The 18,635-nt window shown below is 69.2% G+C and carries 18 protein-coding genes; 7 read left to right on the plus strand and 11 right to left on the minus strand.

Features of this window, described 5'->3' with window-relative positions; all coding sequences use genetic code 11:
- The 4 genes from VLF18_RS01760 to VLF18_RS01775 form a co-directional block, all read right to left on the minus strand.
- The coding region (locus VLF18_RS01760; RefSeq protein ID WP_325277895.1) for a hypothetical protein at positions 1-490 on the minus strand (490 nt) is incomplete at its 3' end.
- Positions 491-587: 97 nt separating this feature from the next.
- A complete protein-coding gene (locus tag VLF18_RS01765) occupies positions 588-1,973 on the minus strand; it encodes a hypothetical protein (RefSeq protein ID WP_325277896.1) in 1,386 nt (461 codons plus the stop codon).
- A 158-nt stretch (positions 1,974-2,131) separates the two neighbouring features.
- Entirely contained in the window at positions 2,132-3,982 is a 1,851-nt protein-coding gene (gene sppA, locus VLF18_RS01770; protein WP_325277897.1) for a signal peptide peptidase SppA, read from the minus strand.
- A 49-nt stretch (positions 3,983-4,031) separates the two neighbouring features.
- Positions 4,032-5,441 (minus strand): MATE family efflux transporter, encoded by a 1,410-nt coding sequence (locus tag VLF18_RS01775; protein WP_325277898.1) that lies wholly within the window; start codon positions 5,439-5,441, stop codon positions 4,032-4,034.
- A gap of 194 nt (positions 5,442-5,635) precedes the next feature.
- Here VLF18_RS01775 and VLF18_RS01780 point away from each other — a divergent pair, with 194 nt between their 5' ends.
- Positions 5,636-6,922, plus strand: a complete 1,287-nt coding sequence (locus VLF18_RS01780; RefSeq protein ID WP_325277899.1) for a DUF3667 domain-containing protein — start codon at positions 5,636-5,638, stop codon at positions 6,920-6,922.
- Entirely contained in the window at positions 6,919-7,224 is a 306-nt protein-coding gene (locus VLF18_RS01785; protein WP_325277900.1) for a DUF4286 family protein, read from the plus strand. Before VLF18_RS01780 ends, VLF18_RS01785 begins: the two co-directional genes overlap by 4 nt.
- A 47-nt stretch (positions 7,225-7,271) precedes the next feature.
- On the opposite strand, the gene VLF18_RS01790 is transcribed toward VLF18_RS01785, so the two are convergent.
- From VLF18_RS01790 to VLF18_RS01810, 5 genes are all read right to left on the minus strand, one after another.
- Entirely contained in the window at positions 7,272-7,958 is a 687-nt protein-coding gene (locus VLF18_RS01790; protein ID WP_325277901.1) for a DUF3106 domain-containing protein, read from the minus strand.
- A gap of 7 nt (positions 7,959-7,965) precedes the next feature.
- Positions 7,966-8,238, minus strand: coding sequence for a hypothetical protein (locus VLF18_RS01795; RefSeq protein ID WP_325277902.1), 273 nt, complete (start codon positions 8,236-8,238; stop codon positions 7,966-7,968).
- Entirely contained in the window at positions 8,205-8,546 is a 342-nt protein-coding gene (locus VLF18_RS01800; protein ID WP_325277903.1) for a hypothetical protein, read from the minus strand. The genes VLF18_RS01795 and VLF18_RS01800 overlap by 34 nt, the downstream gene beginning before the upstream one ends.
- On the minus strand, positions 8,543-9,106 hold the full coding sequence (locus VLF18_RS01805) for an RNA polymerase sigma factor (RefSeq protein ID WP_325277904.1): 564 nt from the start codon (positions 9,104-9,106) through the stop codon (positions 8,543-8,545). Before VLF18_RS01805 ends, VLF18_RS01800 begins: the two co-directional genes overlap by 4 nt.
- Positions 9,107-9,450: 344 nt before the next feature.
- On the minus strand, positions 9,451-9,726 hold the full coding sequence (locus VLF18_RS01810) for a hypothetical protein (RefSeq protein WP_325277905.1): 276 nt from the start codon (positions 9,724-9,726) through the stop codon (positions 9,451-9,453).
- Between VLF18_RS01810 and VLF18_RS01815 the strand changes: the two genes are divergently transcribed.
- From VLF18_RS01815 to VLF18_RS01835, 5 genes are all read left to right on the plus strand, one after another.
- Positions 9,725-10,906 carry a dipeptidase gene (locus VLF18_RS01815; RefSeq protein ID WP_325277906.1) on the plus strand — a complete coding sequence of 394 codons (1,182 nt, stop codon included), beginning with the start codon at positions 9,725-9,727 and terminating at the stop codon, positions 10,904-10,906. The genes VLF18_RS01810 and VLF18_RS01815 overlap by 2 nt on opposite strands.
- An 18-nt stretch (positions 10,907-10,924) precedes the next feature.
- Positions 10,925-11,821, plus strand: a complete 897-nt coding sequence (locus VLF18_RS01820) for a bile acid:sodium symporter family protein (protein ID WP_325277907.1) — start codon at positions 10,925-10,927, stop codon at positions 11,819-11,821.
- The gene (locus VLF18_RS01825; protein ID WP_325277908.1) at positions 11,818-12,792 is read left to right on the plus strand and encodes an ornithine cyclodeaminase family protein; all 975 of its coding nucleotides are present in this window, start codon (positions 11,818-11,820) and stop codon (positions 12,790-12,792) included. Before VLF18_RS01820 ends, VLF18_RS01825 begins: the two co-directional genes overlap by 4 nt.
- An 82-nt stretch (positions 12,793-12,874) precedes the next feature.
- Positions 12,875-15,055, plus strand: a complete 2,181-nt coding sequence (locus VLF18_RS01830; protein WP_325277909.1) for a primosomal protein N' — start codon at positions 12,875-12,877, stop codon at positions 15,053-15,055.
- Positions 15,056-15,075: 20 nt separating this feature from the next.
- The gene (locus tag VLF18_RS01835; RefSeq protein WP_325277910.1) at positions 15,076-16,350 is read left to right on the plus strand and encodes an NAD(P)/FAD-dependent oxidoreductase; all 1,275 of its coding nucleotides are present in this window, start codon (positions 15,076-15,078) and stop codon (positions 16,348-16,350) included.
- Between the two features lie 61 nt (positions 16,351-16,411).
- Here VLF18_RS01835 and rpoH read toward each other — a convergent pair whose 3' ends face one another.
- Complete coding sequence (rpoH, locus tag VLF18_RS01840; RefSeq protein WP_325277911.1) at positions 16,412-17,278, minus strand: RNA polymerase sigma factor RpoH; 867 nt, start codon at positions 17,276-17,278, stop codon at positions 16,412-16,414.
- A 251-nt stretch (positions 17,279-17,529) separates the two neighbouring features.
- Positions 17,530-18,635 (minus strand): hypothetical protein (locus tag VLF18_RS01845; protein WP_325277912.1); only part of this gene is annotated, 1,106 nt, incomplete at its 5' end.

Below are 18,635 nucleotides of genomic sequence, written 5' to 3' on the forward strand. Positions count from 1 at the left end.
AGCCGATGCCGAGTTCTTCGTCGGCCGCGCTGATGATCGCGGGATAGAGCTTGTAGAACGTCGCCGGCAGCGTCGGTTCCTGCAAGTCGACGAGGTAGGCCTTGGAGCGGCCGTCGCTGCAACCCGGGCAGCCGATCAGCACGCGATTGCCCGACACCGACACGGACGTGCCGAATCGTGCGTTGGTCTGCGGCGTCTCGCCGGTCAGCACGGCGAGCCTGAGCCACTGCAGCGAACGCCACTCGCCGTTGCCCCAGCGAAAGATCGCGACGAGACCCGAATTCGTCGAACCGCCGTCGTCATAGCCCGGCATGCCGACGGCCAGCCATTCGCCGTCGCGCGAGACGCTGGTGCCCGCCTCGTAGGCCAGGCTCGGCGCAGCGAGCGTCGGCGACAGATATTCATAGATCGGCAGGCTTTGCGCGGTTGCCGTCACCGCACCGGACACGAGCGCGGTCGCGGCGAGCGCGCGCGCAGCGGATACGAACATTCGCATGTCTCCTCCCAGGCAGGCCCCCCTGCAGCGGAAGAAACGCGCCTTCCGCCGCAATGCGAACAGGCGTCGCCGACGCGTGTTTCGCTGTCGTTCACGGCAGCGCGCACGACCGCGTTGCCGCAGCGCCGTCGAAGCCGTGCACAAAGATCGCGTCGCAGATGTAGACGGTGACGACGCCGGAGCCGTCGAGCGCGAGGTACGGCGCGCCGAGCACGACCATTTTCCGGGACATGGTCAGCGCGCGGCCGATGCCGACGTTGCCGGCGCCCGGGAAATTGAGGTCCTGACGCCAGGGCCAGCCGGCGTTGCCCAGCAACACGAAGCGCTCGAACACATAGCCGCGCCCCTCGTCGGTCGCCGCGTTCTGCGCGCGTCCGTCCGCACCGACGACGAGCCGCGTGCCGTCGATGCCGACGGCGATGCCGAAGCGGTCGCCCGATTCCGCGTCGGGATGCTGGACCAGTTTCTCGAACGTATACGTGCTCTCGCCGACCGCGCGCCGATAGACGAACACGCCGCCGCCCGGCGTGCCGTCGACGCTGCGGCCCGGAGCGCCGAGCACGACATAGCCGTCGACCTCGGTCGACGCGCGATCGAGCGCGACGCTCGTCGCCATCGCATCGGTCGCCCCGGGTGTCGCGTTCTCGAACTGCTGCCGGAAGTCCCAGCCCGGTACGAAATGGCTGCGCTGATACAGATAGGCGCTGCCTGCGACGCCGCTGCCGGTGTTGTAGGCGGGCGCACCGATCAGCAGCGAGTAGTTCCCGCCGAGCGGCGTGCCCGATGCTGTCGAGGCGAGCGCGAGCGAACGGCCGAAACGCGAGCCGTCGGGCGACTCGGGCCCGAACAGCACGTCTTCCCAGATCACCGTCGTACCGTCGAAGCGGCCGGTCGCGACCGAGCCGCGCTCCACGCCGCCCGACGAACTGCGTCCGCGCGGCGCGCCGATCGCGACGATGCTGCCGTTGAGCGCGACGGCCGAGCCGATGCCGAAGGCGAAGTCGGGCTCGCTGATGATGGCGGGATACAATTTATAAAATGTCGGCGGCTGCGTGGTTTCGTCGAGGTCGACGAGATAGGCCTTGGCGCGGCCGTCGCGGCAATTCGGGCAGCCGATCAGCACGCGGTCGCCCGATACCGAGACCGCGGCGCCGAAGCGCGCGCTGACCAGCGCCGACTCGCCGGTCAGCGTGCTGAGCTGCAGCCAGCGGATGAGCCGCCATTTGCCCGCGAGCCAGCGGAAAATGCCGACGCGGCCCGAGTCGATCATGTCGCCGTCGTCGTAGCCCGGTGCGCCGACCGCCAGCCAGCCGCCGTCATGCGACACGGCCGATCCGGACCAGTCGCCCGCTGCGCCGGGAGCCATTCCCGGCGACTGATAGAGGTAGATCGGCGGCGTCTGTGCGACTGCGGCTCCGGCACACAGGACGAGCGCGGCCACGGCGACGGCCCGCGCAACGAAAGTGGAAATGCGCATGTTTCCTCCACTGCAGGCCCCCTGCAGCGGAATGGAACGCCGCTGCGCGGCGATGCGAACATGGCCGCGGGAGCCGGAACGCAGAAAACACGAAGCGAGCAAGCAGGAACTCGGGCGCGCACGCCGCTGGTTCCTGCCCGCCAATCGCCAGTTCCGAACTACCGGATCTCGCAGAAGCAGTAGGCGAACACGTTCGGCTTGCCGTCCTGCACGGTACGCAGGAGACGAAGCGGGCGCTGCAGATCGGCGTCGCGCAGCAGGCTCGTTTCCGGGCGCAGCCATTCGATCTTCGCGAGCGCGCGGGCGCTCGCGTTGTCGCTCATGTTGAGCAGGAACTGCTCGAATGCGCCCGGCGTCTTTTCGATGTAGCGCGTCTGGAACTCGGTTCCGAGCTTGGCGCGTTCGGCCGCGGCGGCCACCGCGGCGTCGAGTCCGCCGAGCTTGTCGACGAGCCCGCGTTCGAGCGCCTGCCGGCCGCTCCAGACGCGACCGCGTGCGACCTGGTCGATGTCCGTCGGCTCCTTGCCGCGTGCCGCGGCGACGCGGCCGATGAAGTCGCGATAGCCCTTGTCGATGACGGACTGGATGACCTTCGCGACCGACGGATCGAGCGGCAGCCGCGGATCGAGCGCGCCGGCCAGCGGTGTCGTGCCGACGCCGTCGGTGTGCACGCCGATCTTTTCGAGCGTCTCGGGAATGCTGACGAACAGACCGAAGATGCCGATCGAGCCGGTGATCGTCGCGGGCTGCGCGAAGATCTCGTCGGCGTCCATCGAGATCCAGTAGCCGCCCGACGCGGCGACGTCGCCCATCGACGCGATCACGGGTTTTCCGGCCTGCTTGATGAGCTCGACTTCGCGGCGGATCTGCTCGGACGCGAACACTTCGCCACCCGGCGAATTCACGCGCAGCACGACCGCCTTGACGTTGTCGTCCTCGCGCGCCTCGCGCAGCAGCTGCGCCGTCGATTCGCCGCCGACCGTGCCCGGGCTCTGCTCGCCGCCGACGATCTCGCCTTCGGCAACGACCACGGCGACCGACGCGCGCAGATCCGGCAGCGCCGCGCTGCGCGCGAGTGCCTGGTAGTCGCTCCAGTGCACCTGGCGGAAGGTGTGTTTCTCCTTGTCGGCCACGCCCTTGGCGATGAGGATCTCGCGCGCCTGGTCGCGCGTCGCGAGCTGGTCGACGAGCTGCGAGGTCAGCGCGATCTTCGCGAGATCGCCCTGCGCGTCCTCGATCGCTTCGGGCAGGATCTCGATGCCGTTCTGGATCGCTTTCGGTTCGAGCTTGCGGCGGCCGCCGACGTCGCCGAGCCAGGTCTGCCAGAGACCGTCGAGCCAGAAGCGGTCGGCTTCGCGCGCTTCGCTCGACGCGCGATTGAGAATGTAGGGTTCCGCCGCCGACTTGAACTCGCCGACGCGGAAAAGGTGCACCTGCACGGCGAGCTTGTCGAGCAGATCCTTGTAGTAGCCGCGATAGCTCGCGAAGCCGTTCAGCAGCACGGCGCCGTCGGGATGCAGCAGGATCTGGTCGGCGTGCGTGGCGAGGAAATACGGCATCTGCGTCATGCCGTCGGACACCGCGATGACTTCCTTTCCGGTTGCGCGGAAGCGTTCGAGCGCGGCGCCGATCTCGGTCAGCGAGGCCATTCCCGCGCCGCGCAGTTCGTCGACGATCAGCACGATGCGTTCGATGTTCGTGTCGTTGCCGGCGCGCCTGATGACCTCGAGCACGTCGCGCAGCTGGATCTCGTTGCTCTTGTTGCCGAGCATGCGCTCGAGCGCGCGCGAGCCGGCGTCGGTGCGGTACTGCTCGACGAGCTCGCCCTTGAGATCGAGCACCAGCGCGGTGCGCGGCTCGATGACCGGCGCCTTCGCCGACAGCGCGAGCAGCACGATGAGCAGGATGAACAGGAAGATCAGGTTCAGCACGAGCCGGCGCGTGAAATTGATCGCGTCCCAGATGGCGCCGAAGAACCGGCGCAGCGCGCCGGGCTTACGCTCCGTCATTGCTTTACTCCAGCTTGCGGATTGAGCTGCGGCGCCGGAACGGCACCGCTCAGTGGCTATTGTGGCCCGGATTGGCGACGGATTGAGCGACCGCGAGTGTCGCGCCCTGCCAGCGCCCGCGCGCGGCCTGGCGGCGGAACCGCAGGAACAGCAATACGGCCGCGACCGACAGCCCCGCAATCAGGCCCATCCACATGCCGCGCGCGCCGAAGCCGGCGCGGAACGCGAGAAACCAGCCGACCGGCATGCCGACGCCCCAGTACGCGAGCACGGTGACGAACATCGGCACGCGCGTGTCCTTGAGCCCGCGCAGCGCGCCGTTGGAGGCGACCTGGATGCCGTCGGAAAACTGGAACAGGCCGGCGAGCACGAGCAGTTGCGCGGCGAGCGCGATGACCGCGGCGTCGCTCGTATACAACGATGCGATGGCGCGCGGCGCCAGCAGCATCGCGCCTGCGGAAACGAACTGCGTCGCGACGCAGAGCGCGATCCCGGCATAGCCGGCGTAGCGCACGCCGCGCTCGTCGCCGCGGCCGACCGCGTTGCCCACGCGCACGGTGATCGCCAGCGCGAGGCCCAGCGGCACCATGAAGCAGACGGCGGATGCGTTCAGCGCGATCTGGTGGCTCGACGCCGTGGTCTCGCCGAAGCCGGCGAGCACGAGTGCGACGACCGCGAACAGGCTCGCTTCCATGAACACGCTGATGCCCATCGGCACGCCGATGCGCAGCAGTTGGCCAATGGTCCTCGGATCGGGCCTGTCCCAGCGCGCGAACAGCTGCAGGCGACGGTATTCGGGCCGCCAGTACAGCCAGGCGAGCAGGCTGAAGAACTGCAGCCAGATCACGAGCGCCGTCGCCGCGCCGCAGCCCGGCGCCCCCTGCGGCGTGATGCCGAATTTCCCGTACATCAGCGCAAAACCGATCGGCGCGAGCAGCGCCAGACCGAGCAGACCGAAATACATGGTCGGCCGCGTCAGCCCGAAGCCTTCGCTCGCGCCGCGCAGCGCGAAATAGCCGCAGAGCGCCGGAGCACCCCAGGAAATCGCGCGCACGAAACCCTGCGCGTCGGCGCGCAGGGACGCGTCGACGCCGATCCAGTCGAGGAAATACGGCGCGCAGAGCCGCACCGCGAAAAACAGCACGAGGCCCATGCCGGCGGCGAGCCAGAGCGCCTGACGAAACAGCGGGCCGACGTCGGCATGACGCTGCGCGCCGGCGAGCTGAGCGACCGACGGCGACAGCGCCATCATCACGCCGAGTCCTGCGACGTAGGCGAGCACCCAGAAATTCGCGCCGACCGACACGGCGCCGAGCGTGTGCGCATCGAGATGCCCGGCGAGCATCGTGTCGATGACGGTCATGCCGACGCCGCTGAGCTGGCCGGCGACGAGCGGCAGGGCCAGCCGCACGGTGTCGGCGCATTCGCGCCGGAGGCGCTGGCGGTCGATCGTAGGCATCGGGAGGAAAGAAGCGTGTGGCAGTCATGCAGTCTAGCAGCGCGGCCGCTCGGCGGCCGCGCCTCGGGAATAGGGAATCGGGAATGGGTAACCGGAGAGCGGGCCGAGGCGAGACTTGAGCAACTCCACAGACCACGCAGGAGCGGTGGCGATCGGCCATACTTCGGCGTCGCCCTCCAGCCCGCTTTGCACCGATGAATGACTCCGCACCTTCCGACCCGCCGGATCCGCAGCCGCTGACGCCTGCGCCGACCCCGCACGGCGCCTGCGCCAACTGCGGCGCGGAACTGCATGGTCCGCATTGCCATCAATGCGGCCAGCCGGTCAAGGGCATGATCCGCCCGCTGTCGGGGCTGACCGCCGACGTCGTCGACACGGTGTTCAACATCGATTCGCGCGTGCTGCGCACACTCGGCCCGCTGTATTTCAAACCCGGATTCCTGACGACGGAATACTTCATCGGCCGGCGCGTGCGCTACGTGACGCCGTTCCGCCTGTTTTTCTTCCTGACCATCATCGCGTTCCTCGTCACGTCGATCTACAGCGACCAGATGGGTCTCAGCGAGACCATCGGCAGCGGCGCGCGCATGGGCGGCGAAGCGGTCGCGCTGATCCAGAAAGCCACGACGACCGACGACGTGTCGGCGCAGCGCGACGTGGCGATGGCCGGCCTCGACGCGGCGCTGAAGAACGCCGCGCTGCCGGCCGAAGCGCGCCGCGAGATCGAAGCCGCGCGCGAGGAAATCCGCAAGGCGGCGCAGCAGCGCATCGATGCGCTGAAAGCGATCGAGGACGCCAAGGCCAAGGGCATCGTGCCGCCGATTCCGCCGCTGCCGTCCGAGGCCGGGAAGATCGCGGTACCGCAGCCGCCGGCGGCGCCGGATCCCGACACGGACATACCGCCGATCGTCTTCACCGATGACGACAAGAAGCCGCTGTCCTTCAATGGCAAGGAATGGGATCCGAAGAAGGATCCGGTGAAGATCTCGTGGCTGCCCGATGCGGTCAACGCGAAACTCACCGACATGGTCGTCACGGCGATCGCGAATGCCAAGGACATTCCTAAAAATCCCAAGCGCATCATTGCCGCTTTCTTCGGCGTGCTGCCGCAGACCCTGTTCGTGCTGATGCCGCTGTTCGCCGTGATGCTGAAGATCTTCTTCATCTTCAAGCGGCGCTACTACATGGAGCATCTGATCGTCGCGATCCACAGCCACGCATTCCTGTCGCTGAGCATGCTCGTGATCTCGCTGCTCGGCCTCGCACGCCTTGCGATTCCCGCGGCGGCGATGCCGCTCGGCTGGCTGATGATTGCCGCGACAGCCTGGATGCCGATCTATCTGCTGCTGATGCAGAAGCGCGTCTATCGCCAGAACTGGTTCATGACGCTGCTGAAGTATTCGGTGATCGGCTACTGCTACAGCGTGCTGATCGGCCTCGCGATCGCCGCGGCGATGGTGATCTCGCTGGTCGTCGCATGATCGTCTATGAGGTCAGCATCGAGGTCGACCGCGACGCCGCCGCCGCGTATCTCGACTGGCTGCGCGACCATGTCGCGCAGATGCTGGATTTCGACGGCTTCGTCGAGGCGCGCGTGCACGAACGGGTCGATCTCGCCGACGACGCGCCGCGCCGCACGTTCGTGATCGCCTATCGCCTGCGCGACCAGGCCGCGCTCGATGCGTACTTCGCGAACCACGCGGCCGCGATGCGCGCCGACGGCGAAGGCCGGTTCGGCGGACGCTTCGGCGCGAGCCGCCGCGTGCTGCGCGAGATCGGCTGAACTCGAATCGACTCAATTCAGATCAGCTGTATTCGAATCGACTGAACTCAATCGGCCGGCGCAGGCGCCTGCAGGCGTGCGGCGCGCTGTTCCGGCGTCATGCGCAGGAACGACTGCCGCACGGCGGCGCGTTCGGCTTCCGGCGTCGCGAGCAGCAGCCGGCGGAACGCCTTGCGCTGCGGCGGCGTGAGGGTGTCAAACATCGCGCGAATCGGCTCGCGCTCGGCCTCGGGCAGCGTCTGCAGCCAGCGCTGACGCGCGAGCGCGCGACGCTCGCTCGCGGCGCCCTGCAGGAACGCGCGGCGTTCGGCCGGGCTCATGCGCTTGAACTCGTCGCGCAGGCGCGCGCGTTCCTCGGGCGGCAGATGACGGAATCGTTCGAGGCCGCGCATGACGCGCGCCTGCTGTTCGGGCGGCATCGCGCGGAATTTCTGGAAGCGCTCGCGCAGCACGCGGCGTTCCTCGGGCGTCAGCGCCTGCCAGCGGCGGAAGCGGTCCTGCATCTGCGCGCGCTGCTCGGGCGGCATCGCCGCCCAGCGCGCGGCGGCACGACGCAGCTTCGCCTGACGTTCGGGCGGCAGCTTGTCCCACTCCGACGCGAACGGCTGCAGTTGCTCGCGTTCGGCCGCGCTGAGACTCGCATACGGAATCGGTGCCGGCGGCGCGCCGGCCGTCTGCGCGGCGGCGGCCAGCGCGAACAGCGACAGCAGCAGGCAGCAAACGACGCGGAGCAAGGCAACGTCACGGCGCATCGTCATCGTCCTCCACGGGCGGCAGTTCGGCCGCCGGCAGTTCGGCCGGATCGACGAAGCTGCCCTGCGCGTCCTCGAACTCGCTGAGATATAGCAGCAGCTCCGCATCGGGCGCGGGCTCCGGCGCGACGTCCTTCGGTGCCGGCGTCCGCGCGGCGGCCTTCGGCACCGGCGCAACCGGCGGTGCGCCGGCGGCCGCGGTCGCGGCGAAGCCGAGCAGCACGGCGCTCAGCCATTGTGTTCGCCGTCGGCGTCGAGCCATGCATAGAACTCCAGGTCGTCGGTCATTTCGAGTTCGCCGTCGGCGAGCAGTTCAGCATCTTCGGGCGACAGCGTCGACGCGCCGGAGACGGCCGGATTCTGCGTCGCGTCGGGCCACCAGATCGCCAACGCGAGCAACAGCGAGACCGCGATCGCGAGCCGCCGCGGCCAGTGCGCCGCCGCGCGCGCCGCGGCCGCGTCCAGTGCGCGCTGCCGCGCACGGTTGAGCCGCGACAGCGTCGCCGCGTCCAGCTCCTGCGCCGACGCATCGAGCAGCGCGCGTGCCTGATCGGTCCAGTCGGGTTTCATCGGTGCGCCTCCAGGGCCGAGCGCAGCGCATTGAGCGCGCGCCACAGATGCGTCTTGACGCTGCCCTCGCCGCAGCGCATGGCGGTGGCCGTGTCGGCCACGTCGAGTCCTTCCCAGATCCGCAGCAGGAACGCCTGGCGCTGCCGCAGCGGAAGATCGCGCAATGCCGCGTCGAGCGCGACACCGGCATCATCGGTCATGAGCCGCGCGAGCGGCCCGGCTTCCATGGTGTCGGCCACGGTCGCGATCGGATCTTCCTCGTCCTCGTCGTTGCGCGCCGGCCACAGCGCGGCCAGCCAGCGCCCGCGAACCTGACTGCGCCGGTGCCAGTCGGTCACGCGGCTGTCGAGCACGCGGTAGAACAGCGGCGGCCACTCCGCCTCCGGCTTGGCCGCGTAGTTGCGCACGAACGCGAGCATGGTTTCCTGGACCAGATCCATGGCCTCGTCGCGATGCCCGACCGAAAGTTCCGCGATGCGCAGCGCGCGCCGCTCGACGCTGCGCAGGAACGCATCGAGGCGGGTCTTCGCGGTTGCGGCATGCGCCTCGTCCAGTGGCATCCAGTCCAGTTCCGTCGACGGGTGAGCAGTCATTGTAGGTGCGGGTCGGTTTTCAGGCGGTCGAGCACTCGCAGGATGGTTGCCGCGGCGCCGTTGAGAAGCTCGCCGACGGAGCCGCACGGATGTATCCGCAGCGTCGGGAGGCTCCAACGCGCGGCCGGAAGGTCGGTTGACAGCGGGCAAACCCAGCAACGACGCGGGAGAGCGAACGCAACCGTCCTGTCAAGCGTTGTGCACAGCCCCGGACGGCGGCCGCGGCAGCCCGTCGCAATCCTGCAAAAGGCCACATATGACCCTTTTAAGACAATTTAACTCGTTGATTTGCAATGAGTATTGCAAACTGATTAAAGAATCGCCAAGGCCGGAGGAAGCCCGTATTTACGGCCTTTGCACGCGACTGCCGGGCGGTCTTCCACAAGCTTATCCACAGGCCTTGTGGATAAACAGCAAATCCTTTTCAAAACAGCCAACTGCACGCCAATGCTGACAAAACGCCCAAGAATGTTGCCGGAGCGCTCGGGACCGTTGGCAGAGCTGGCCGAATCGCCCGCCGGGCCGGACTGGCGTCCCACCGTACGCTCGGAGATGATCGTCGCTTCGCCCCGCCGGAAGACCTCCATGCCCGCCTCCGCCGCCGACTTCGATCGCCGTCGCTTCCTGGGCCTGGCCGCGGCCGTCGCGAGCGGCGTCTGGTTCGCCCCGACGCTGCGCGCCGCCGAGGATCCCTATGCCCGCTGGCGCAACAGCCTGATCGTCAATGCGCTCGGCGGCATCGGCAATCCGAACGTGCGGGAAGACGACGACGATCCGTCCGGACTCGGCGAGAGCCAGCGCAAACGCCTGCGCATCGATGAGCGCGAACGCGCCGACCTGCGCGCCTCGGGGCTGACTGCGGTCAACTGCACCATCGGCCACGTCGCCGGGCCGGGCGATCCGTATGCGCGGACGGTCTCGGAGATCGCGCAGTACGAACGGCTGCTGCAGGACTATCCCGACCTGTTCGTCAAGGTGCTGCAGGCCGCCGATATCGAACGCGCGCGGCGCGAGCGCAAGGTCGGGCTGATCTACGGGTTCCAGAACACGAGCATGATCGGGGACGACCTGCAGCGTATCGACGTGTTCGCCGACCTCGGCGTGCGCGTAATCCAGCTGACCTACAACCCGGCCAACGCCGTCGGCGACGGCGCGATGGCCAAGGACAACCGCGGCCTCACGCCGTTCGGGCGCGAGGTCGTCGCGCGGCTCAACGACTGCCGCCTCATGGTCGATCTGTCGCACAGCGGCGAGAAGACCTGCCTCGACGCCGCACGCGCCTCCAAACAGCCGGTGTCGATCAACCACACCGGCTGCCGCGCGCTGGTCGACCTGCCGCGCAACAAGACCGACGAGGAACTCAAGCTCGTCGCCGGCAAGGGCGGCTTCGTCGGCATCTATTTCATGCCGTTCCTCAATCCCAACGGTGCGGTGACCGCCGACGATGTCGTCGCCCACATCGAACACGCGGTCAAGGTCTGCGGCGAGGATGCCGTCGGTTTCGGCAGCGACGGCACGACGACGCAGATCGACGACCTCGACGCCTATCGTGCCGTGCTCGCGCGGGTGAACGAGGAACGCCGCAAGGCCGGTGTCGCCGCACCCGGCGAAGGTCCGCAGACCTTGCCGTTCGCGGTCGACCTGCGCGGCGCCAACCAGTATCTGGAACTCGCCGTGCGGCTGGAGAAGCGCGGTCACGGCACGGCGCGCATCGAGAAGATCCTCGGCGGCAACTTCCTGCGCTATGCGAAGGCGGTCTGGCAGTAACGAAATGCGGAGCAGCTCATGTCCGAGGAATTCATCGCGCTGATCAACCGCGTCGTCGTGCCGATCGGGCTTGTCGCGATCATGCTGAGCATGGGCCTGTCGCTGAAGCCGCGCGATTTCGCCGAGGTCGCGCGCAATCCGCGCGCGGTGTCGGGCGGCCTGCTCGGCCAGCTCGTGCTGCTGCCGCCGCTCGCCGTGCTGGTCGCCTGGGCGTTCCGGCTGCCGCCGGCGATGGCGACCGGCCTGTTCATCCTCGCGATCTGTCCGGGCGGCATCACGTCCAACGCGATCACCTACGCGGCCAAGGCCAACGTCGCGCTCGCGGTCGTGCTGACGACCTTGTCGAGCCTCATCACCGTATTCACGATTCCGCCGCTGCTGAACTGGGCGCTGGGCCACTACTTCGGCGGCGGCGAAGTGCCGCCGCTGTCGGTGCCGAAGACCATGCTGCAGCTCGCGCAGATGACGCTCGCGCCGATCCTGACCGGCATGCTCGTGCGCTGGCTCTGGCCCGGGGCGGCCGCGCGCATGACCGTCTGGCTGCGGCCCGCGTCGCTGATCGTGCTGGTCGCGGTCATCGCGTTCGCGGTGCTCGCGAGCATCGGGCTCGTCATCGACAACCTGCTGCGCGCCGGTCCGGCGGCCTATGTGCTCAACGCGACGAGCATGGCGATCGGCCTCGGCATCGCGTGGCTGCTGCGGCTCGATCGCAACGACAGCCTGACGGTCGCGATCGAGGTCGGCATCCACAACGCGACGATGGCCACGTTCCTGTCGCTGTCGGTGCTCAAATCCATGTCGCTCGCGATCACGCCGACGATCTACGGCGTGATCATGATCGCGAACGCCGGACTGCTCGTGCGCTGGCTGCGCCGCCGCGGCGCGGTGATGGCAGCGGCGCGGGCGGTCGCATGACCCTGCGCGTCATCGACGCGGCACAGGTCCGCGCCGAACTCGATGCGGGCGACTGCATCGCGCTGCTGCGCGACGCGATGATCGCGCTGTCGGACGGCCGCGCGCGGCAGCCGCTGCGCGGCATCCTCGATCTCGACGACGGCGACGCGTTCGGCCTGATGCCCGGGGCGCTTGCCGACGGCAGCTTCGGCGCGAAGCTCATCAGCGTGTTCCCGCGCAACTTCGATCGCGGGCTGCCGTCGCACCAGGGCGCGATCGTGCTGTTCGATCGCGACAGCGGGGCGCCGGTCGCGCTGGTCGACGCGAGCGCGGTCACCGCCATCCGCACGGCCGCCGCATCGGCGCTCGCGACCGACGCGCTCGCGCGGCGCGACGCGCAGGTACTCGCACTGCTCGGCTATGGCGAACAGGCGGCGACGCATCTCGACGCGATCGCGCGCGTGCGGACGATCGCCGAGGTGCGCGTCTGGGGCCGTTCGCGCGAACGCGCCGAAGCGTTCGCGGAACGCCATGCCGCGAGCGGCGTGCGACTGCGCGTCTGCGCCGACGTCGACACCGCCGTCGCCGGCGCCGACATCGTCTGCTGCCTGACCGCCGCGCAGGAACCGATCCTGTTCGGCCGCCGGCTGGAACCCGGCATGCATGTGAACCTCGTCGGCTCGGGTCGCGCAGGTCCGGTCGAGGTCGATCACGCGGTAGTGCTGCGCGCGCGGTTCTTCGCCGACCACCGCGAATCCGTGCTGCGCCAGGGCGCGGAATTCCTGCGCGCGAAACAGGCCGGACTGGTCGGCGACGCGCACGTGCTCGGCGAGATCGGCGAGGTCCTGGCCGGACGCATCGAAGGGCGTCGCGACGCCTGCGACATCACGCTGTACAAATCGCTCGGCAGCATCGTGCAGGATCTCGCGGCGGCGCAGTGGCTGGTGCAACGTGCCCGGGCGCGCGGATTCGGCACGCCGGTTCGTTTCTAGTCGCGTTGTTTCTAGTTTTTCCGGCCCCAGCTACGCTCTGGGTCCGATCGCACAGCCCCTGTATCGCGAAGCGTCCGCCGCAATGCCCGAGATCCTGCGCGTCGCCGTTCCGGTGCCGCTACCGCAGCTGTTCGACTACCTTGCACCGCGCGGCACGATGCCCGCGCCGGGCTGCCGCGTCGTCGTGCCGTTCGGTCCAGGTCGGCAGGTCGGCGTCGTCGTCGGCAGCGCCGCGGACAGCGAGGTGCCGCGCAGCAAGCTCAAACCGATCGGCGCGGTGCTCGACGCCGAACCGCTGCTGACGCAGGAACTGCTCGCGACGCTGCAATGGGCGTCGCGCTACTACCAGCACCCGCTCGGCGCGGTGCTCGAAACCGCGCTGCCGGTCGGCATGCGCCAGCCCAAGCCGCTGCCGCTCGAAGGCTATCGCGCGCTCGCGCTCAGCGCCGACGGACGCGGGACCAGCGCCGACACGCTGCGCCGCGGCACGCGCATCCGAGAACTGTTCGAGCGCCTCGCCGCCGGGCCGCTGACCTACGCGGCGCTCGACCTCGCGCTGCCGCGCTGGCGCGACAGCGCATCGGCGCTGCGCCAGCGCGGCCTCGTCGAGACCGTCGCGGTCGCCGCGAGCGCCGATGTCGCCGCCGCGCCGGTCGCGCCGCCTCCGCTCAACGCGGCGCAAAGCGAAGCAGTCACGCGCGTCGCCGCGTCGCTCGATCGCTTCCAGCCCTGGCTGCTCGAGGGCGTGACCGGCAGCGGCAAGACCGAGGTCTATCTCGGCCTCATCGACCAGGTGCTCGCGCAGGGGCGCCAGGCGCTGATGCTGGTGCCGGAGATCGGCCTGACGCCGCAGACGCTGCGGCGCTTCCGCGATCGCTTCGGCCATCGCGTGCATGCACTGCATTCGGGACTCGCCGAAGCGGAGCGCACGCGCGCGTGGCTCGCCGCCGCACGCGGACAGGCCGCGGTGATTCTCGGCACGCGCTCGGCGATCTTCGCGCCGATGCCGAAGCTCGGCCTGATCGCGGTCGACGAGGAACACGACGCCTCGTACAAGCAGCAGGACGGGTTCCGCTACAGCGCGCGCGATCTCGCGCTGGTGCGTGCACGCGCGCTCGGCGTCCCGGTCGTGCTCGGTTCGGCGACGCCATCGCTGGAAAGCCTGGCGAACGTCGCCGCCGGCCGTTACGAACGCGTCGAACTCCCGCAGCGCGCCGGCAGCGCGCGGCCGCCGCAGCTGCGCATCGTCGACGCGCGCCGCACGCGGCTCGATCACGGTCTCGGCCCCGAACTGCTGAGCGCCGTGCGCGACACGCTCGCGCGCGGCGAACAGGCGCTGATCTTCCGCAATCGCCGCGGCTACGCGCCGGTGCTGCTCTGTCACGACTGCGGCTGGCACGCCGACTGCGAGCGCTGCGCGAAACCGATGACGCTGCACCGGCAGCGCGGCCGGCTCGTCTGCCATCACTGCGAGGCGGAACGCCGCGTGCCGGTTCAGTGCGGCGACTGCGGCAGCGCCCAGCTGATGCCGCAGGGACAAGGCACCGAGCGACTCGAAGAAGCGCTGTCGGACCTGTTTCCCGAAACGCCGATCGTGCGCATCGATCGCGAGACGACACGTCGGCGCGGCGCGCTGGAAGCGCTGCTCGACCGGCTCGGGCCGCATCAGCCCGGCATCTATGTCGGCACGCAGATGCTCGCGAAAGGACACGATCTGCCGAACCTCACGCTCGTCGTGATACTCGGCGTCGACGAAGGACTGCACAGCATCGACTTCCGCGCGAGCGAGCGGCTCGGCCAGCTCATCGTGCAGGTGGCCGGCCGCGCGGGTCGCGCAGCGAAACCCGGCACCGTGCTGCTGCAGACCCATCAACCGGACAACGCGCTGCTCGGCGTCTTGCTGTGCGGCGGCTATCGCGCGCTCGCGCAGAATCTGCTCGAAGAGCGCCGCGCCGCCGACTGGCCGCCGTACGCGCATCTCGCGCTGCTGCGCGCGGAAGCGAAAGATCCGCTCGCCACGCAGGAATTTCTCGCCGCCTGCCATGCCGCCGCGGGTCAGGTCGACGGCGTCGATCTGCACAACCCGATTCCTGCGCCGATGCCGCTGCGCGCCGGATTCGCGCGCAGCCAGATGACGCTGTCCGCAACGGATCGCAGCAAGCTCCAGGCGGCATTGCCGGCCTGGATGGAACTCTGGCGCCAGCTGCCCTCGGCGCGGCGCGTCCGGTGGTCCCTCGACGTGGACCCCACCGACCTTTATTGAAGGCCATCCGTGAGCAGATCATGCAAAGTGAAAAAGAACCGTATGTGGTCATTGTCGGAGGAGGATTCGGCGGGCTGTGGGCCGCCCGCGCGCTCGCGCGCAGCCGGGTCCGCGTAACCCTCGTCGACCGCGTCAACCACCACCTGTTCCAGCCGCTGCTGTATCAGGTCGCGACCGCGGGCCTGTCGATGCCGGACATCGCCGCGCCGCTGCGCCACATCCTGCGGCGCCAGCGCAACGCGACGGTGCTGCTCGGCGACGTCGAATCGATCGACCGCGATGCGCGGCGGCTGCGCTGCGCCGACGGCAGCGAGATCGCCTACGACTACCTCATCGTCGCAAGCGGCGCGCGGCATGCGTATTTCGGCAACGACCACTGGGCGGCGCACGCACCGGGACTCAAGACGCTCGACGACGCGCTGCTGATCCGCCGCCGCGTGCTGACCGCGTTCGAACGCGCCGAGGCCGAAACCGATCCGGCGCGCCGCGCGGCCTGGCTCAATTTCGTCGTGATCGGCGGCGGCCCGACCGGCGTGGAACTCGCCGGCACGCTCGCCGAAATCGCCCGTCACACGCTGCGCCGCGAGTTCCGTCGCGTCGATCCGGCCGCCGCGCGCGTCCTGCTCGTCGAAGCCGGGCCGCGCGTGCTGTCGGCATTGCCGGAATCGCTGTCGGAAAAAGCGGCCGCGCAGCTGCGCCGGCTCGGCGTCGAAGTGCATACGGGCCGCGCGGTGAGCGCGGTCGATGCCGACGGCATCGCGCTCGGCGACGAACGCATCGCCGCGCGCACCGTGCTCTGGGCGGCCGGCGTGGCTGCCTCGCCGCTGGGCCGCAGCCTCGGGGTGCCGCTCGACCGCGCCGGCCGCGTGCTCGTCGAAGACGATCTCAGCGTGCCGGGCCATCCGGAAATCTTCGTCGTCGGCGACCTCGCGAGCCGCCATCAGGACGGCAAGCCCGTGCCCGGCGTCGCACCTGCGGCCAAGCAGATGGGCACGCATGCGGCGAAGGCGATCCTCGCACGGCTTGCGGGCCGGCCGGCCGCGCCGTTCCGCTATCACGACGTGGGCTCGCTCGCGACGATCGGCCGCATGGCCGCCGTGGCCGATCTCGGCCGCGTGCGATTGTCAGGGCTCGTCGCCTGGTGGTTCTGGCTGCTGATCCACATCCTGTTCCTGATCGGATTCAGGAGCCGGCTCATCGTGCTGATCAACTGGAGCTGGTCGTACTGGACCTATCAGCGCCACGCGCGAATCATCGTGGGTTCGGACCGCAGCGACGCCAAACCGCCGGCCTGAAGCCGCAAACGACGACGGCCCCTTTCAGGGCCGTCGTCTTACCGCGAGCGGGTGGGTCGGATTACGCGACGAACAGCGCGCGCATCTTCTTCATCGCATTGGCTTCGATCTGGCGGATGCGTTCGGCCGAAACGCCGTACTCATCCGCCAGTTCCTGCAGCGTCGCCTTCTCGCCGTCCTTGAGCCAGCGGCGCGTGATGATGTCGCGCGAACGCTGATCGAGTCGGGCCATGCCTTCGCGCAGCGACTCGAGCTGGTTTTCTTCCTGATCGTCGTTGGCCAGCGACTCGTACGGATCGGCGCGATGGTCGACGAGGTAGGCCACCGGAGCCGGGGGCGCGTCGTCGTCGTTGTCGCTCGGCGCGTCGAAGCCGACGTCGCGGCCCGACAGGCGCGATTCCATTTCGAGCACGGTCGCCAGCGGCACGCCGAGTTCCTTCGCGACGGTCTGCGCCTCGTCGTGGCTGAGCCAGCCCAGGCGCTTCTTCGACTTGCGCAGATTGAAGAACAGCTTGCGCTGCGCCTTGGTCGTCGCGACCTTGACGATGCGCCAGTTGCGCAGGATGAACTCGTGCATCTCGGCGCGGATCCAGTGGACCGCGAAGGAAACCAGGCGCACGCCCAGGGTCGGGTCGAAACGCTTGACCGCCTTCATGAGACCGATATTACCTTCCTGTACGAGATCGCCGAGCGGCAGGCCGTAGCCCTGATAGCCGCGGGCGACGTGAACCACGAAACGCAGGTGGGACAGCACCAGGCGCTTGGCCGCGTCGAGATCGTTGTCGCGGCGCAGGCTCTCGGCCAGCTGCTGTTCCTCGTCCTGGGTCAGCATCGGTACGCGATGCGTGGCACTGATATAAGCCTCGAGGCTGCCCAGCGCGCTAGGAATCGGCAGGTTGTTGCTGACAAGGGCAAGCGCTTCGGTCATGGCTTGAAACCTCCAATACTGATCACAGGTTAGCACTCGCCTGTATGGAGTGCTAAGAACCACGGGAGTTCCCGAGGGGGAGCTTCGCGCGAACGGTCATTAGTGTACCACCAAGTACAGGAAAAGGGTTAAGCCGTGGTGAACTCTCATGAGCGGACGGTCCCGCAGACCCAGATTCGCGATTAAGCGATTGATTGAAAAGGGCCGGTAGTCACGGTGGAGCGGCATATGGCATGGCCGCCGTTCAGCGGTCAGGCCGGCGCTTCGCCACCGAGCAAGCCGCGCAACACCAGCACGAGCGCCGTCAGCGGCGCGACGAAGCCCTCGCCGCTGTCCCGCCAGCCGCCGGAAACCTCGCGCAGTAACGCGGCGGTCCGCACGAGCCCGCGACGTTCGAGCGATTCGGCGTGCGCGGCCACGCGAGCCATCGCCGAAGCCGGCTGATGCCGCAGCCCCTGCCGTGCCCAGAGCGCGAGGTCTTCGACGAGCGCATCGAGCGCGCGCACGAGACCGTCGGACCCGCCCGCCCCGCTCCAGGGCGGCAGGGTCTGCGCGGTCGCGGCGGATGCCTGCAACACCACCGCTCGCCGCGCCGTCAGCACGGCGAGCGGCTGCATCCGCACCGTGCCCGCATGCAGCCGCACGGGCCCGGCCACGAGGCGCGGCGGATCGTCGCCGTCGGCGAGCAGCGCGCCGAACGCGTCGATCGTCCCCGGTGCCGCCGGTTCGTGCGGCAGCATCACCTCGATCCAATCGTCTGCACGTTCGGACGCCGCTTCGCCACAGCGCAACTGTGCGCGCAGCGTCTGCGCGGCCGCATCCCAGCCCCAGGGGCCGACTTCGGCCACGGGCAGCACGTGTACGTGCGCGATCGCCTGACGCGGCTGCACGAAATCCGGCACCGACTCGCGCAGATGGCGCGCGAGCGCCGCGCCGCCGGGCTGGCGCAGCGGCGCGGCGAGTCCGTCCCACGCGGTCGGCGACAGCGGCAGCACGCTGGTCTGGCGCGCGGGCGAGGCGATATCGACGACACCGTTCGCGCGCCGCTTCGCGCCGCGCGTGACGACCTGTGCGGCGGCCAGCTGTCGCAGCGACTGTCCGGCGACGCGCCGCTGCAGCACGGGTGTCGGTGCCGTCGCGCCGTCGCGCGGCCAGCTGCGCTCGAGCACAGTGACGGCGAGCGTGTCCGGATCGGCAAACAGCACGCGCGCGCCGTCGGCCGTGTCGTCGCTCCAGCACTGCAGGCCGAGCGAAACGAGCTTCAGATGATCGAGCGCGACCTCGCCGCGCACGCCGATGCCGAGGATCTGCGCCGGCGGCAGGCGCGGCGCCTCGATGCGGGCCGCGGCCGCGGCCG

This window comes from Tahibacter sp. (assembly GCF_035481375.1).
Classification (GTDB): domain Bacteria; phylum Pseudomonadota; class Gammaproteobacteria; order Xanthomonadales; family Rhodanobacteraceae; genus Tahibacter.